General features: G+C 64.5%; 14 protein-coding genes and 2 rRNA genes. 14 read left to right on the top strand and 2 right to left on the bottom strand.

From position 1 onward, the window contains the following. The first annotated feature begins 52 nt into the window (after positions 1 to 52). Positions 53 to 3,165: ribosomal RNA gene (locus PT015_RS05065) — 23S ribosomal RNA — on the top strand. 93 nt (positions 3,166 to 3,258) lie between these two features. Beyond that, a 5S ribosomal RNA gene (rrf, locus tag PT015_RS05070) occupies positions 3,259 to 3,371 on the top strand. A 70-nt stretch (positions 3,372 to 3,441) separates the two neighbouring features. On the opposite strand, the gene PT015_RS05075 is transcribed toward rrf, so the two are convergent. After that, positions 3,442 to 3,768: a hypothetical protein gene (locus tag PT015_RS05075; protein WP_285189275.1), complete on the bottom strand. Its 327-nt coding sequence runs from the start codon at positions 3,766 to 3,768 to the stop codon at positions 3,442 to 3,444. A gap of 367 nt (positions 3,769 to 4,135) precedes the next feature. Between PT015_RS05075 and PT015_RS05080 the strand changes: the two genes are divergently transcribed. Next, on the top strand, positions 4,136 to 4,393 hold the full coding sequence (locus tag PT015_RS05080; protein WP_285189277.1) for a hypothetical protein: 258 nt from the start codon (positions 4,136 to 4,138) through the stop codon (positions 4,391 to 4,393). A 9-nt stretch (positions 4,394 to 4,402) separates the two neighbouring features. On the opposite strand, the gene PT015_RS05085 is transcribed toward PT015_RS05080, so the two are convergent. Further along, positions 4,403 to 4,747: a hypothetical protein gene (locus tag PT015_RS05085; RefSeq protein ID WP_285189279.1), complete on the bottom strand. Its 345-nt coding sequence runs from the start codon at positions 4,745 to 4,747 to the stop codon at positions 4,403 to 4,405. A gap of 170 nt (positions 4,748 to 4,917) precedes the next feature. Between PT015_RS05085 and PT015_RS05090 the strand changes: the two genes are divergently transcribed. The 11 genes from PT015_RS05090 to xerD all read left to right on the top strand — a co-directional run bounded on the left by PT015_RS05090 (position 4,918) and on the right by xerD (position 16,225). Then, positions 4,918 to 5,697 (top strand): tetratricopeptide repeat protein, encoded by a 780-nt coding sequence (locus tag PT015_RS05090; protein ID WP_285189280.1) that lies wholly within the window; start codon positions 4,918 to 4,920, stop codon positions 5,695 to 5,697. A 1-nt stretch (position 5,698) separates the two neighbouring features. Continuing rightward, the gene (locus PT015_RS05095; RefSeq protein WP_285189283.1) at positions 5,699 to 6,688 is read left to right on the top strand and encodes an HAD-IIA family hydrolase; all 990 of its coding nucleotides are present in this window, start codon (positions 5,699 to 5,701) and stop codon (positions 6,686 to 6,688) included. A gap of 55 nt (positions 6,689 to 6,743) precedes the next feature. Next, positions 6,744 to 6,938 carry a hypothetical protein gene (locus tag PT015_RS05100; protein WP_390887935.1) on the top strand — a complete coding sequence of 65 codons (195 nt, stop codon included), beginning with the start codon at positions 6,744 to 6,746 and terminating at the stop codon, positions 6,936 to 6,938. 5 nt (positions 6,939 to 6,943) lie between these two features. Next, positions 6,944 to 7,753 (top strand): TlyA family RNA methyltransferase, encoded by an 810-nt coding sequence (locus PT015_RS05105; RefSeq protein WP_285189285.1) that lies wholly within the window; start codon positions 6,944 to 6,946, stop codon positions 7,751 to 7,753. Next, complete coding sequence (locus PT015_RS05110) at positions 7,750 to 8,673, top strand: NAD kinase (RefSeq protein WP_285189290.1); 924 nt, start codon at positions 7,750 to 7,752, stop codon at positions 8,671 to 8,673. The genes PT015_RS05105 and PT015_RS05110 overlap by 4 nt, the downstream gene beginning before the upstream one ends. Positions 8,674 to 8,676: 3 nt before the next feature. Beyond that, positions 8,677 to 10,449, top strand: a complete 1,773-nt coding sequence (gene recN / locus PT015_RS05115; RefSeq protein WP_285189291.1) for a DNA repair protein RecN — start codon at positions 8,677 to 8,679, stop codon at positions 10,447 to 10,449. Positions 10,450 to 10,554: 105 nt separating this feature from the next. After that, a complete protein-coding gene (gene steA / locus PT015_RS05120; protein WP_285189293.1) occupies positions 10,555 to 11,748 on the top strand; it encodes a putative cytokinetic ring protein SteA in 1,194 nt (397 codons plus the stop codon). A 12-nt stretch (positions 11,749 to 11,760) separates the two neighbouring features. Beyond that, the gene (locus tag PT015_RS05125; RefSeq protein WP_285189294.1) at positions 11,761 to 12,702 is read left to right on the top strand and encodes a copper transporter; all 942 of its coding nucleotides are present in this window, start codon (positions 11,761 to 11,763) and stop codon (positions 12,700 to 12,702) included. A 205-nt stretch (positions 12,703 to 12,907) separates the two neighbouring features. After that, a complete protein-coding gene (locus tag PT015_RS05130; RefSeq protein ID WP_285189295.1) occupies positions 12,908 to 14,665 on the top strand; it encodes a CTP synthase in 1,758 nt (585 codons plus the stop codon). Beyond that, positions 14,658 to 15,281 (top strand): NUDIX domain-containing protein, encoded by a 624-nt coding sequence (locus tag PT015_RS05135; protein WP_285189297.1) that lies wholly within the window; start codon positions 14,658 to 14,660, stop codon positions 15,279 to 15,281. The genes PT015_RS05130 and PT015_RS05135 overlap by 8 nt, the downstream gene beginning before the upstream one ends. Beyond that, positions 15,278 to 16,225, top strand: coding sequence for a site-specific tyrosine recombinase XerD (gene xerD / locus PT015_RS05140; RefSeq protein ID WP_285189299.1), 948 nt, complete (start codon positions 15,278 to 15,280; stop codon positions 16,223 to 16,225). Before PT015_RS05135 ends, xerD begins: the two co-directional genes overlap by 4 nt. Positions 16,226 to 16,251 lie beyond the last annotated feature (26 nt).

Here is a 16,251-nt window from a genome sequence, read left to right on the forward strand (position 1 = left end):
TTTAGCAAAAAGCTGTTTTGTTTAGCGTTTTGTTGAGTGTGTTTTTTTGTGTTTGTAAGTGTTTAAGGGCACATGGTGGATGCCTTGGCATCAGGAGCCGATGAAGGACGTGGGAGGCTGCGATATGCCTCGGGGAGCTGCCAACCGAGCGTGGATCCGAGGATGTCCGAATGGGGAAACCCGGCACGAGTGATGTCGTGTCACCCGTATCTGAATACATAGGGTGCGGGAGGGAACGCGGGGAAGTGAAACATCTCAGTACCCGTAGGAAAAGAAAACAATAGTGATTCCGTGAGTAGTGGCGAGCGAAAGCGGAGGATGGCTAAACCGTGCGCATGTGATACCCGGCGGGGGTTGTGTGTGTGGTGTTGTGGGGTTTGTGTTCTCTGGTCCGCCGATCAGGGCTGCAGTAGTGGCGTGTTAGTCGAAGTGGCCTGGGATGGTCTGCCGTAGACGGTGAGAGCCCGGTAGGTGAAAACATGTCATCTGTAGTCACGAATACCCGAGTAGCAGCGGGCCCGTGGAATCTGCTGTGAATCTGCCGAGACCACTCGGTAAGCCTGAATACTTCCTGATGACCGATAGCGGATTAGTACCGTGAGGGAATGGTGAAAAGTACCCCGGGAGGGGAGTGAAAGAGTACCTGAAACCGTGTGCCTACAAGCCGTCAGAGCCTTCCCTTTTGGGTGGGGTGATGGCGTGCCTTTTGAAGAATGAGCCTGCGAGTCAGGGACATGTCGCGAGGTTAACCCGTGTGGGGTAGCCGCAGCGAAAGCGAGTCTGAATAGGGCGTATCCATCGTGAGGTGGTGTAGTGGTGTGTTCTGGACCCGAAGCGGAGTGATCTACCCATGGCCAGGGTGAAGCGCGGGTAAGACCGCGTGGAGGCCCGAACCCACTTAGGTTGAAGACTGAGGGGATGAGTTGTGGGTAGGGGTGAAAGGCCAATCAAACTCCGTGATAGCTGGTTCTCCCCGAAATGCATTTAGGTGCAGCGTTGCGTGTTTCTTACCGGAGGTAGAGCTACTGGATGGCCGATGGGCCCTACTAGGTTACTGACGTCAGCCAAACTCCGAATGCCGGTAAGTGAAAGCGTGGCAGTGAGACGGCGGGGGATAAGCTCCGTGCGTCGAGAGGGAAACAGCCCAGATCGCCGGCTAAGGCCCCTAAGCGTGTGCTAAGTGGAAAAGGATGTGCAGTCGCATAGACAACCAGGAGGTTGGCTTAGAAGCAGCCACCCTTGAAAGAGTGCGTAATAGCTCACTGGTCAAGTGATTGTGCGCCGATAATGTAGCGGGGCTCAAGCACACCGCCGAAGCCGCGGCAACAACTTTTGTTGTTGGGTAGGGGAGCGTCCTGCATCCAGTGAAGCCACCTAGTGATGGTGTGGTGGAGGGTGTGGGAGTGAGAATGCAGGCATGAGTAGCGATAAGGCAAGTGAGAACCTTGCCCGCCGAAAGACCAAGGGTTCCTGGGCCAGGCCAGTCCGCCCAGGGTGAGTCGGGACCTAAGGCGAGGCCGACAGGCGTAGTCGATGGACAACGGGTTGATATTCCCGTACCCGTGTGTGCGCGCCCATGACGAATCCATTCTGCTAACCGTCCAAAAGGCGGCATATCTGCGACCTTCGGGTCAATGAGTGTCGCCGGCTGCACGGGACCCGGATGGGTAGTAGTCAAGCGATGGGGTGACGCAGGAAGGTAGCCGTACCAGTCAGTGGTAATACTGGGGCAAGCCCGTAGGCAGTCAGATAGGTAAATCCGTCTGGCATATATGCCGAGAGGTGATGCATAACCGGATGAGGTGAATTCGGTGATCCTATGCTGCCGAGAAAAGCCTCTAGCGAGCTCACACACGGCCCGTACCCCAAACCAACACAGGTGGTCAGGTAGAGAATACCAAGGCGTACGAGAGAACTATGGTTAAGGAACTCGGCAAAATACCCCCGTAACTTCGGGAGAAGGGGGGCCCACACACCGTCATGGCCCACGCGGCCGGCAGCGGGAGTGGGTCGCAGAAACCAGTGAGAAGCGACTGTTTACTAAAAACACAGGTCCGTGCGAAGTCGCAAGACGATGTATACGGACTGACGCCTGCCCGGTGCTGGAAGGTTAAGAGGACCCGTTAACCGTTAAAAGTGAAGCGGAGAATTTAAGCCCCAGTAAACGGCGGTGGTAACTATAACCATCCTAAGGTAGCGAAATTCCTTGTCGGGTAAGTTCCGACCTGCACGAATGGCGTAACGACTTCTCAACTGTCTCAACCATAGACTCGGCGAAATTGCACTACGAGTAAAGATGCTCGTTACGCGCGGCAGGACGAAAAGACCCCGGGACCTTCACTATAGCTTGGTATTGATGTTCGGTACGGTTTGTGTAGGATAGGTGGGAGACTGTGAAACAATTACGCCAGTAATTGCGGAGTCGTTGTTGAAATACCACTCTGATCGTATTGGACCTCTAACCTCGAACCGTCTATCCGGTTCAGGAACAGTGCCTGGTGGGTAGTTTAACTGGGGCGGTTGCCTCCCAAAATGTAACGGAGGCGCCCAAAGGTTCCCTCAACCTGGACGGCAATCAGGTGTTGAGTGCAAGTGCACAAGGGAGCTTGACTGCAAGACTGACACGTCAAGCAGGGACGAAAGTCGGGACTAGTGATCCGGCACCCCCGAGTGGAAGGGGTGTCGCTCAACGGATAAAAGGTACCCCGGGGATAACAGGCTGATCTTCCCCAAGAGTCCATATCGACGGGATGGTTTGGCACCTCGATGTCGGCTCGTCGCATCCTGGGGCTGGAGCAGGTCCCAAGGGTTGGGCTGTTCGCCCATTAAAGCGGCACGCGAGCTGGGTTTAGAACGTCGTGAGACAGTTCGGTCTCTATCCGCCGCGCGCGTCAGAAGCTTGAGGAAACCTGTCCCTAGTACGAGAGGACCGGGACGGACGAACCTCTGGTCCACCAGTTGTCCCACCAGGGGCACCGCTGGATAGCCACGTTCGGACAGGATAACCGCTGAAAGCATCTAAGCGGGAAACCCCCTCCAAGACCAGGCTTCTCACCCATTCAAGTGGGATAAGGCCCCCCGCAGACCACGGGATCAATAGACCAGACCTACACAACCAGCAATGGTTTCAGGGAACTGGCACTAACCGGCCGAAAACTTACACACACGCAACCACAACCCAATGCAGCGCAAACCACTGCACCCCACCACCAAAAACACCACCACACATTTCACACCCCAGAAACGGGTGAATAAAGTTACGGCGGCCACAGCGACAGGGAAACGCCCGGACCCATCCCGAACCCGGAAGCTAAGCCTGCCAGCGCCGATGATACTACCCACCCGGGTGGAAAAGTAGGACACCGCCGAACACACACAACACACCCGTGCCCCCCAAAATCCTTGGGGGGCACGGGTTTTGTGCTTTATGCGCCAGCTCGATCAGGACTTCGTCAACTGCCAGTCGATGGATCCGGCTGGCTCGTAGGAATGCGCGACCAGTGTGTCGGCATCCACGGTTTCCGATCCGTCCGCGGTAGTCGTGGTCCAGGTATTGCCTTGCCGATGGAATTCGCGTGTAAGGCTTGGACCGTCGCCAGGAACCTCGCGAGATGTACAGTCCGCGCCGCACGAGGTGAACACCCAGGGGCGCACCGCACCGAGCGGAGCGATGTTGCCGCCTGTCACTTTCGCCGAATAACTTCCGATAAGCGGATCGGCCGACGCCGAGCCGGCGAGCCCGATCGACGCGCCGACCATCACCGCCACCACGGCCGCACTACGCATGCACTTCATCTATTCATCACTTCCGTCTGGCCTTGAGGCCGCCGTCCAGGGGCCCCTCAAAACGCACACGGTATGCCCATCCGCAGCCCCGCTGATACAGGGATTTCCCTTGTGAAACTCAGAACTACAAGGGAAATCCCTGTATCAGCGGAGCGCACTCGAGGAATAGCGTCGTGTCATCAAACGCTGAGGACCTGCAGTAATCCGCTACATGGACCACTCGGCACGCGAAGGTGGGATCAGCATGATGGCAATTGCGCGAGGACTCATTGCAAGTGTGGCCCTGGCCGGCACGTTGACAGCGCTGGCTTCCCCAGCGTCAGCGGACGTGGTCGGGGGCCCTTACACCGTGACCTACATCGACGGCGGGGGCGCGTTCAAACCAGGACAGAAAGCGCACTGGAACTTCTCCCAATGCGGTCCGGACTGCATGCACGTGACCACGGGCGGCACGCTCGATATGGATTTGCGTCGGGAAGGCGGCGCTTGGAATGGCAACTGGGGTCCCAACAATTCCTGCACCGCCTCGTTGGACGACGGCTCGTTGTTTCTTACCGAAACATGTCCTAATTACCCCAACTTGACGGCCCAACTGAGCAAAGGCTGACGCCCGCGGTTAACCGGCTTTGACGTAGTGGTAGTTGACAGGCGCTTCCAGGAACTGTGATGTCCACGTGCCCGTCAATGAGTTGTTGTCGATCGTGCGCACATCCCCGAAGCGGTCGGTCGATGTCCAGGACGCGCCGTCGAGATGGAATGGCAAGTCGTCCTTGACGATTCCCGCGATGTTCTTGCAGCCGACGCCGCACGAGGAGACGACCACGTTCAACACCTTCATGTCGGGTTGGTCGGGCGTCGCCTGATAGGCACCATCGGCCAGATCCGCGAAAGCAGGAGCCGCCAGTCCCACCGCAGCGCCGGTCAGCACGGCCGCGAGGGCGGCCAGCCGCGTGAGCTTCATATCTCTTCTCGTTTCTCAGGCGCGACCCTTGCTGGCCGCCTCAGCCGCCACGTTAACGCGAGAACCGAGCGGCGAAGCCTGGTTTTCATCGGTAAACGGCCTGAATACCGGTCGAGCCGAAGCAACGGCTGGCCCGTATCCTGACATGAGTTTCGTGGCGAAAGGTTTCAGTGGTCGACAACAGAACAGGCGGCGAGCGTCGGCCGGTGCGTAGGGGCGGAGATGGTTCCCTAGGCCCGCAGCGGCGGGAAAAGCGTCCAGGCCCGCGTAACGGTTCCGACGACGAACACAAGGGGCCGCCGATCCCGCGTGAGATCGAAGCCAAACAGCTGGCACCCGAAATCCGCCGTGAACTCATCACTTTGGACAAGGCCAACGCCGACGCGGTGGCCCGCCATCTCGTCGCGGCAGGGGAGTTACTCGACGAAGACCCGGAGGCGGCGCTCAGCCACGCTCGCGCGGCACGCGCCCGCTCCGGTCGCATCGCCGCCGTGCGCGAGGCCGTCGGCATCGCCGCCTATCAGTGCGGGGATTGGGCACAGGCTATCGCCGAACTGCGCGCCGCCCGCCGAATGGGCAGCAAATCGCCGTTGCTTCCGTTGATCGCCGACTGCGAACGGGGGTTGGGCCGTCCGGAACGTGCGCTCGAACTGGCCCGCGGCGACGAGGCCACCAAACTCGCCGGTGACGAGGCCGACGAAATGCGCATCGTGATCGCAGGCGCGCGCGCCGACCTGGGCCAACTCGAGCAGGCGCTGACCGTATTGTCCACGCCGCAGCTGGATCCGACCCGCGTCGGCACCATCGCGGCCCGACTGTTCTACGCCTATGCCGAGACACTGCTCGCGCTGGACCGCAAAGACGAAGCCCTGCAGTGGTTCCTGCACGCCGCCGAAGCCGACCGCGATGGGGCCACCGACGCGGAGGACCGAGTGAGCGAGCTCGGCTGACGTGGGAACGCTTGCGCAGGAACATGATTGCCTGCTCCTCGACTTGGACGGCACGGTATTCCGAGGACACGAGCTGACCGAAGGCGCGACCGAGGCGCTGGAAAAGGCCTCAAGCCGAGCGTTGTTCGTCACCAACAACGCCTCGCGCAGCGCCGCCGAGGTCGCCAAGCATCTGACTGATCTCGGCCTGCAGGCGGACGCCGACGACGTCGTCACCAGTGCGCAGAGCGCGGCCCACCTGCTGGCCGACCAGCTCGCAGCGGGCTCGAAAGTGTTGGTCGTCGGCACGGAGTCGCTGGCTGCCGAAATTTCCGCCGCCGGCCTGGCGCCCGTTCGCAGCTTCGACGACAAGCCCGTCGCTGTCGTGCAGGGCCACTCCCCGGATACCGACTGGGCGATCCTCGCCGAGGCCGCGCTCGCGATCAGGGCCGGGGCGGTCTGGGTCGCCGCCAACGTCGATGCCACCCTGCCGACTGAACGCGGACTACTGCCCGGCAACGGCTCGATGGTCGCCGCACTCAAATCGGCGACCGACGCCAAGCCACAGGTCGCGGGCAAGCCCGCACCGACGCTGCTACGAGATGCGTTGGCACGTGGCAACTTTCGTACGCCGCTAGTCGTCGGCGATCGACTGAACACAGATATCGCGGGCGCCAATGCCGCCGAACTGCCCAGCCTGATGGTGCTGACCGGCGTCAACTCCGCACCCGACGCGGTCTATGCCATCCCCGAGCAGCGCGCGGCCTTCATCGGCCACGACCTACGTTCGCTGCACCAGGACGCCAAGGAGCTGGCGGTAGGGCCGCAGCACGCCTGGACGGTCGACGCCGACGGTGGCACCGTGACCGTGACCACCGCGAACGACGACAAGGGCGACGGGCTGTCGATCGTCCGCGCAGTCGCCGACGCCGTCTGGGCCACTGGGGCGGAAACCGTCAAGGCCGGCGACGACACCGCACACGCGGCCCTAGAACAGTGGTCGTTGACGTAAATCCCGTAGCGTAGAACAACGATGAGTCGCGCCGACGACGATGCAGAGTTACGCGATGAGGAGGAGTGGCGCCATCAGTACCGACCCTGAAGAGATTCGCGCACGGATCGACGCCATCCTCGCCCAGCTGCCGGATCCCAACAATCCCGACAAAATGCCCGCCGAAGCCGATCTCGAGGAACTCGCGCGCCAGCTGTCCGAGGCACACGACATGTTGGTGCAGGCGCTGGAGTCGGCGGAGAAGGCCTGACCGCTGTGCCGCGGCGTACCCGTGTTGATGCCGAGCTGGTCCGCCGCGGGCTGGCCCGGTCGCGCCAGCAGGCCGCGGAATTGATCGGCGCCGGCAAGGTCAGCATCGACGGAATGCCGGCGATCAAGCCGGCCACCGCCGTCACGGTTACTGCGGCGCTCGAGGTCGCCGACGACGCCGAGCGCAGCTGGGTGTCCCGCGGCGCCCACAAGTTGATCGGGGCCCTCGACACCTTCGGAATCGACGTCGAGGGGCAACGCTGCCTGGACGCCGGCGCGTCGACCGGCGGATTCACCGAGGTCCTGCTGGATCGTGGCGCGCGCGAGGTCGTCGCGGTCGACGTCGGCTACGGGCAGCTGGCCTGGTCGCTGCGCTCCGACGACCGAGTGATGGTCATCGAGCGGACCAACGTTCGAGAGCTCACCCCGGAGACGATCAATGGCCGAGCCGACGCGGTCGTCGCCGACCTGTCGTTCATTTCCCTGGCCACGGTGCTGCCGGCGCTGACTGGATGCGCCTCCCCGGGCGCGGATATCGTTCCCATGGTGAAGCCGCAGTTCGAGGTGGGAAAAGGCCAGGTTGGAGCCGGTGGTGTGGTCCACAGCCCTGAGTTGCGGACCGGCGCGGTTCTGCACGTTGCCCGTCGCGCGGGCGAGCTTGGCTGGCAGACCGTCGGGGTTACCCCCAGCCCACTGCCGGGACCGTCTGGCAACGTTGAATACTTCCTGTGGTTACGCGCCGAAACCGATCGGGGTTTGTCTGCTGATGAGTTGGAGAGTGCGGTCCGCGGTGCTGTCGAGGCGGGTCCACAGTGACGAGTGATCGCACCGTCCTGCTGGTGGTCCATACCGGACGCGAAGAGGCGACCGAGACCGCTCGACGGATCGAAAAAGTGTTGTGCGACAACAACATTGGACTTCGGGTGCTGTCGGCCGAGGCCGTCGACCGTGGGCCCGTGCCGCTGGGTCCGGATGACGTGCGCGCGTTGGGCGTCGACATCGAACTCACCGACGCCGATCCCGATGCCGCCGACGGCTGCGAGTTGGTCATCGGCCTCGGCGGCGACGGCACGTTCCTGCGGGCCGCCGAACTGGCACGCAACGCCAACGTGCCGGTGCTCGGCATCAACCTGGGGCGCATCGGCTTCCTCGCCGAAGCAGAAACCGAGGCTATCGACAGCGTGCTCGAGCACGTCGTCGCCCGCAGTTACCGTCTCGAGGAGCGCCTGACCCTCGACATCACGGTGCGGGTCAAGGGCGAAGTCCTGTCGCGGGGATGGGCGCTCAACGAGGCGAGCTTGGAAAAGGGGCCTCGACTCGGGGTGCTGGGCGTGGTTCTCGAGGTCGACGGCCGACCGGTCTCGACGTTCGGCTGCGACGGCGTGCTGGTGTCGACGCCGACGGGATCGACGGCCTACGCGTTCTCCGCGGGCGGACCGATCCTGTGGCCTGACCTGGAGGCGCTGTTGGTCGTGCCGAACAACGCGCACGCACTCTTCGCCCGGCCGATGGTCACCAGTCCCGATGCACGCATTGCCATCGAGATCGAGGCCGACGGACACGACGCCCTGGTCTTCTGCGACGGACGCCGCGAGATGCGCGTCCCGGCGGGCGCGCGCCTGGAGGTGCAGCGCTGCGATGCATCGGTGAAGTGGGCCCGGCTGGATAGCGCGCCGTTCACTGACCGCCTGGTACGCAAGTTCCGGCTGCCGGTCACCGGCTGGCGCGGACGGTAGCGCGTGCTCTCCGAAATTCGGATCGAGTCGCTAGGCGCGATCAGCGTTGCGACCGCCGAATTCGACAGCGGCTTAACGGTTTTGACCGGCGAAACTGGCACCGGAAAGACGATGGTGGTGACCAGCCTGCACCTGCTCGGCGGAGCGCGTGCCGACGCCAACCGAGTACGCTCCGGCGCCGAGCGGGCGGTCGTCGAAGGGCGTTTCACCACCGCCGATCTCGACGACAGTGCGACGGCGTTGCTCGACGAGTTGCTCGATGGCTCCGGGGCCGAACGCGACGAGGACGGCAGCATCATCGCGCTGCGCTCAGTCAGCCGCGACGGTCCGTCGCGCGCCTATCTCGGAGGGCGCAGCGTGCCGGCGAAGTCGCTGAGCGGGTTCACCGCCGAATTGCTGACGCTGCACGGCCAGAACGACCAGCTACGGCTGATGCGCCCCGACGAGCAGCGCGGCGCGCTGGACCGGTTCGCCGGCGTCGACGCCCGGCTGGAGAAGTACCGCAAGATCCGCGACGCTTGGCAGAGCGCGCGGCGCGACTACATCGACCGCAGCAACCGGGCTCGCGAGCTGGCGCAGGAAGCCGACCGACTCAAGTTCGCTCTCAACGAGATCGACACCGTCGACCCCGCCGCGGGTGAAGACGACACACTGGTCGGCGACATTCGCCGGCTCTCCGAGCTGGATGCGCTGCGCGAGGCCGCATCCGGCGCGCGCGTCGCGCTGGCCGGCGCGGGCGATGAGGCCGGCGCGGACCCCACGGCTCAGATCGCCTCCGCGGCGGACTGCCTCGCGCGCGCAAAGACGTCCCTGGAGTCCACCGACGACACGACGTTGCGGGCGCTGGCCACCCAGCTCGAGGAAGCCCTCACCGTGGTCGGCGACGCCTCGCGCGAACTCGGTGGATATCTGAGCGAATTACCCTCGGACGCCAGCACTTTGGATGGCAAGCTGGCCAGGCAGGCGGAGTTACGCACCCTCACCCGCAAGTACGCCGCCGATATCGACGGCGTCTTGGCGTGGGCCCGTGAGGCCCGCGACCGGCTCGCCCAGCTGGACGTCTCAGAGGAGGCGCTGGCCGGCCTCCAACGACGAGTCGACGAATTGGCTGTCGAATTGGCCGGTGCGGCAGGGGAACTCAGCAAAGCGCGAACCGGCGCCGCCAAGAAGCTCGCCAAGGAAGTCACCGCGGAGCTATCCGGCCTCGCGATGGCCGACGCCGAGTTCACCATCACCGTGTCGACAATGCCGGCCACCGCCGACGATCCCGCGGCGCTGCCGCTGGCCTCCGGGGAGCAGGCGCACGCCGGCGGCGACGGCGTCGACCTGGTCGAGTTCGGCTTCGCCGCGCACCGGGGGATGACGGTGTTACCCCTGGCCAAGAGTGCCTCCGGCGGTGAGCTGTCGCGCGTGATGCTGGCCCTGGAAGTCGTCCTGGCCGCCTCGACCACCGGCACCACAATGGTGTTCGACGAGGTGGACGCCGGCGTCGGCGGCCGGGCCGCGGTGCAGATCGGCAAACGGCTGGCGCGGCTGGCCCACAACCGACAGGTCATTGTCGTGACGCACCTGCCCCAGGTTGCGGCTTACGCCGACACCCATCTCATGGTCGACACCAACGGCAAGAACGGGGCCAGCGGTGTCCGGCGGCTCGAGGGCGACGACCGCGTCGCCGAACTCGCCAGAATGCTGGCCGGACTGGGCGATTCGGACACCGCCCGCGCCCACGCCCGCGAGCTGCTCGACGCCGCAGACTGTGACCGTATTGCGACCTAAAGAGGCGTTTGACGCTGTGACTGGTGTGACACGATGTAACTTCTGAGGCCTTTGTTACGGCGCGCCTCCCCGCTCAGTCTTGGGTTGACCGACAGAATCGCCTCCATGAGCGTGACCACCACCTTGTCCTCACTGTTGTCCCGCAACACGTCACGGCCGGGCGTCTACGGCACGGCACGCGTCGACCGCGATATCGACCGCCTGCTGCGCCGCGTGTGCCCCGGCGACATCGTGGTTCTCGACGTGCTGGACCTGGACCGGATCACCGCGGACGCCCTCGTCGACGCCGAGATCGCCGCCGTGGTCAACGCATCCCCGTCCGTGTCGGGCCGCTACCCGAACCTGGGGCCGGAGGTGCTGCTGGCCAACGGCGTCACGCTGATCGACGAGACCGGGACCGATGTCTTCAAAAAGGTGAAGGACGGCTCGAAGGTTCGCCTCTACAACGGCGGTGTCTACGCCGGTGACCGTCGACTGATCCGCGGTACCGAGCGCACCGACGAAGAAATCGCCACCCTGATGCAGGAAGCCAAGAGCGGGCTCGTATCGCATCTGGAAGCGTTCGCGGGCAACACGATTGAGTTCATCCGAAGCGAAAGCCCGCTGCTGATCGACGGCATTGGCATCCCCGACGTCGACATCGAACTGCGCCGTCGCCACGTCGTGGTCGTGGCCGATGAAGATGACGCCGCCGACGACCTCAAGCGGCTCAAGCCGTTCATCAAGGAATATCAACCGGTGCTGATCGGTGTCGGCACCGGGGCAGATGTGTTGCGCAAGGCCGGATATCGTCCGCAACTCATCGTCGGGGACCCCAGCAACCTCAGCGACGAAGTGCTCAAGAGCGGCGCTCAGGTGGTACTGCCGGCCGACGCCGACGGGCACGCGCCGGGACTGGAGCGGATACAAGACCTCGGAGTCGGCGCGATGACGTTCCCGGCGGCGGGATCGCCGGCCGACCTGGCGCTGTTGCTGGCCGACCACCATGGCGCCGCGCTGCTGGTGACGGCCGGGCACCGCGCCAACATCGAGACATTCTTCGACCGCACCCGCCAGCACAGCAACCCGTCGACCTTCCTCACCCGGCTCAGGGTGGGAGAGAAGGTCGTCGACGCGAAAGCCGTTGCGACGCTGTACCACAACCGGATCTCCGGCGGTGCGATCGCACTGCTGATCCTGACGATGCTGTTGTCGGTCATTGCCGCGCTGTGGGTGTCGCGGACCGACACGGTGGTGCTGCACTGGGTCGCGACGTACTGGAACCACTTCTTCTTGTGGCTGCAGCACTGGATCCACTAGGACGGTAGCGACGTGATATCTCTTCGCCAGCATGCGATTTCGTTGGCCGCGGTGTTCCTGGCCCTGGCGGTGGGAGTCGTACTCGGGTCGGGCTTTCTGTCCAACACGCTGGTCTCCGGGCTGCGCGACGAGACCAAGACGCTGCACAAGCAGATCGACGGGCTCAACGGCGACAAGAGCGTTCTGAACGCAAAGATCAACTCCGCCAACGCCTTCGACGCGCAGATGGCCGGCCGGATGGTGCACGACACGCTGAACGGCAAGTCGCTGGTCATCTTCCGCGCGCCCGACGCCAAAGACGAAGACGTGGACGCGGTGTCGAAGATCGTCGGCCAGGCCGGGGGAGCGGTCACCGGGACGGTGACCCTGACGCAGGAGTTCGTCGACGCCAACTCCGCGGAAAAGCTGCACTCGGTGGTCAACTCGTCGGTGCTACCCGCGGGCGCCCAGCTCAGCACCAAATTGGTCGACCAAGGCTCACAGGCCGGCGACCTGTTGGGCATCGCTCTGCTGATCAACCGTGATCCGGCCGTCCCTCCGGTCGACGACCCGCAGCGCGACACCGTGCTCGCCGCGCTGCGCGACACCGGCTTCATCGCATTCGGCAGCCAGCACATCGGTGCGGCCAACGGCGCCCTCGTCGTCACTGGCGGCTCGCTGAACAACGACGCCGGAAATCAGGGCGTCAGCGTCGCCCGGTTCGCGGCCGCGCTCGCACCGCACGGTTCGGGCGTCGTCCTGGCCGGCCGCGACGGCTCGTCGGACGGGCCCGCGGCCGTCGGTGTCGCCCGCGCGGACGCCGCCGTGACCCCGGTGATCAGCACCGTCGACGACGTGGACGCGTCGTCTGGCCGGGTCACCGCGATCCTGGGTGTGGCCGACCTGATCAATGGCGGCCACACCGGTCAGTACGGCACCGGCCACCGCAGCACCAGCCTCACGGTCGCCTCGTAACGGCTCCAGCCGCTGCGAGTCAGCAGCCCGGGTCGTGGCTCGAGGTTTTCCCGGCCGCGAGTTCTGTTTCGCGTCAGAGGGCGTGTCAGCGACGCGTCGGCGCACTGTTTGTTAGGGTGAGTTTCCGTGGGTCGGCAGGCCCAAAAGCTGGAAAACAGCCCTCACCAGAGGCTAGCCCTGCGCCGTCATCACGGAGGTCGCCAACTTGCGAAAGCATCCGCAGACCGCCACCAAGCATCTCTTCGTCAGCGGCGGGGTCGTGTCGTCGCTCGGTAAGGGACTCACCGCGAGTAGCCTCGGCCAGCTGCTGACCGCCCGCGGATTGCAGGTGACGATGCAGAAGCTGGATCCCTACCTCAACGTCGATCCCGGAACAATGAACCCGTTCCAGCACGGCGAGGTGTTCGTCACCGAGGACGGGGCCGAGACCGACCTCGACGTCGGTCATTACGAGCGTTTTCTCGACCGTGACCTGTCCGGGTCGGCCAATGTCACTACCGGACAGGTGTATTCGACGGTCATCGCCAAGGAACGCCGCGGCGAGTACCTCGGCGACACCGTCCAAGTCATCCCGCACATCACCGACGAGATCAAGAGTCGGATCTTGGCGATGGCCGAACCGGACGCCGACGGCAATCGACCCGATGTCGTCATCACCGAGATCGGCGGCACCGTCGGTGACATCGAGTCTCAGCCGTTCCTGGAAGCGGCGCGCCAGGTGCGCCATGACATCGGCCGGGAGAACGCGTTCTTCCTGCACGTGTCGCTGATCCCCTACCTGGCGCCGTCGGGGGAGCTGAAGACCAAGCCCACCCAGCACTCGGTGAACGCGCTCCGCAGCATCGGTATCACTCCCGACGCGCTGATCCTGCGCTGCGATCGGGATGTGCCCGAACCCCTGAAGAACAAGATCGCGCTCATGTGCGACGTCGACATCGACGGGATCATCTCCACACCCGACGCGCCGTCGATCTACGACATCCCGAAGGTGCTGCACCGCGAAGAGCTGGATGCCTACGTCGTGCGCAGGCTCAACCTGCCGTTCCGTGACGTCGACTGGACGGAGTGGGACGACCTACTGCGTCGCGTGCACGACCCGCAGGAGACCGTCCGAATTGCGTTGGTGGGCAAATACATCGACCTCTCCGATGCATACCTGTCGGTCAGTGAGGCGTTGCGTGCGGCGGGTTTCAAGCACCGCGCGAAGGTCGAGATCCGCTGGGTGGGATCCGACGACTGCGAGACGGCCGGTGGCGCGGCGGCGGTCCTCGATGACGTCCACGGCGTACTGATTCCCGGCGGGTTCGGCATCCGCGGCATCGAGGGCAAGATCGGCGCGATCCGGCATGCCCGCGCGCGTGGGCTGCCGGTGCTCGGACTCTGCCTCGGGATGCAGTGCATCGTGATCGAGGCCGCCCGGTCGGTCGGACTGGCCGGAGCCAACTCCGCGGAGTTCGATCCAGACACCACCGACCCGGTGATCTCGACGATGGCCGACCAGGAAGAGATCGTCGCCGGCGAAGCCGACCTCGGCGGCACCATGCGACTGGGCGCCTACCCGGCGGTCCTCGAGCCGGGTTCGATTGTGGCGCAGGCATATCAGGCAACCGAGGTGTCCGAGCGGCATCGGCACCGTTACGAGGTCAACAACGCCTACCGGGAGCGCATCGCCGAGAGCGGGCTGAAATTCTCCGGCACCTCTCCGGACGGGCATCTGGTCGAGTTCGTCGAATACCCGGCGGACATGCACTCGTTCGTCGTCGGCACCCAGGCGCACCCCGAACTCAAGAGCCGACCGACCAGACCCCATCCGCTGTTCACCGGTTTCATCGGTGCGGCAATCGAATACAAGGCGGCCGAGCGGCTGTCGCTGGAGATTCCGGAGCGACGGGCCAACGGCAACGAGCACCACGAGGACGCGGAGTCGTCGCTGTCCGAGCCCGAGCCCGTTACCCGTGGGTGAGCACGACTTCGAGACGACCTCGTCCGAATTGCTGCACAGCGGAAAGATATTCGCGCTGCGAATCGATCAGGTTCGGATGCCCGACGGTACGGTCAAGGCCCGCGAAGTCGTCGAACATTTTGGTGCGGTGGCGATCGTGGCCATGGATAAACACGGCCGAATTCCGCTGGTGTATCAGTACCGTCACCCGTTCGGCCGCCGGCTGCGCGAGCTACCCGCCGGACTGCTCGACGTCGGCGACGAGACCCCGCAGCTCGCCGCCGCCCGTGAGTTGCGGGAGGAGGCCGGGCTGACGGCCGAAACGTGGCAGGTACTGGTCGATCTTGATTCCGAGCCCGGCTTCAGCGACGAGTCGGTGCGGATCTATCTGGCCACCGAGCTGACCGAGGTCGACAAGCCCGAAGCTCACGACGAAGAAGCCGACATGACGATGGACTGGTACTCCATCCCCGAGGCGGTGCGGCGCATCTTCAGCGGAGACATCGTCAATTCTCTTGCCGTAAGCGGCATTCTGGCCGCCTATGCAGTCACCGAGGGACTCGCGGAGCCGCGGCCGGTGGATGCACCGTGGACCGATCGCCCGACGGCGTTCGCCGCGCGAAAGGCGTCCGGATGACGACGTTGGCACCGCCGCTGGAGGGCCAGCTGCAGGGTTACCTCGATCACCTGACGATCGAGCGCGGTGTCGCGGCGAACACGTTGAGCTCCTACCGGCGCGATCTGCGACGGTATTTCGAGCATCTGATGTCGCGCAGCGTCGATGATCTGGCCAAGGCCCGCGAGGACGACGTCAGCGAATTCCTGATGTCGCTGCGGCGCGGCGACCCGGACTCCGGCGTCGTACCACTGTCCGCGGTATCGGCCGCGCGAACGCTGATCGCGGTGCGCGGATTTCACCGCTTCGCAGCGGCCGAAGGCCTCGCCGAGGTCGACGTCGCGCAAGCCGTCAAACCCCCGACGCCGGGCCGGCGACTGCCCAAGAGCCTCAGCCTGGATCAGGTGCTCGCGCTGCTGGCCGGTGCCGGCGGCGACAGCCCCTCCGACGGACCCCTGACGTTGCGCAACCGCGCGCTGCTCGAGCTGTTGTATTCCACCGGCGCGCGCATCTCCGAGGCGGTCGGACTCGACGTGGATGACGTTGACACGCACGCCCGTTCGGTGCTGCTCCGGGGTAAAGGCGGCAAGCAGCGGCTGGTGCCGATCGGTCGCCCGGCGGTGGCGGCGTTGGACGCCTACATGGTCCGCGGGCGTTCGGAGTTGGCGCGTCGCGGGCGCGGCACGCCGGCCATCTTCCTCAACGCCCGCGGCGGTCGGCTGTCCCGGCAGAGTGCGTGGCAGGTGCTGCAGGACTCCGCGGAGCGCGCAGGAATCACCTCGGGCGTCTCGCCGCACACGTTGCGGCACTCGTTCGCCACGCATCTGCTCGAAGGTGGCGCCGACGTCCGCGTCGTCCAGGAGTTGCTCGGGCACGCGTCGGTGACCACCACGCAGATCTACACCATGGTGACCGTGCACGCGTTGCGCGAAGTGTGGGCCGAAGCCCACCCGCGGGCCCGCTGACTTCGCGAACGTCGAGTTGATGGGGC

Source organism: Candidatus Mycobacterium wuenschmannii, assembly GCF_030252325.1.
In the GTDB taxonomy this organism is placed as follows: domain Bacteria; phylum Actinomycetota; class Actinomycetes; order Mycobacteriales; family Mycobacteriaceae; genus Mycobacterium; species Mycobacterium wuenschmannii.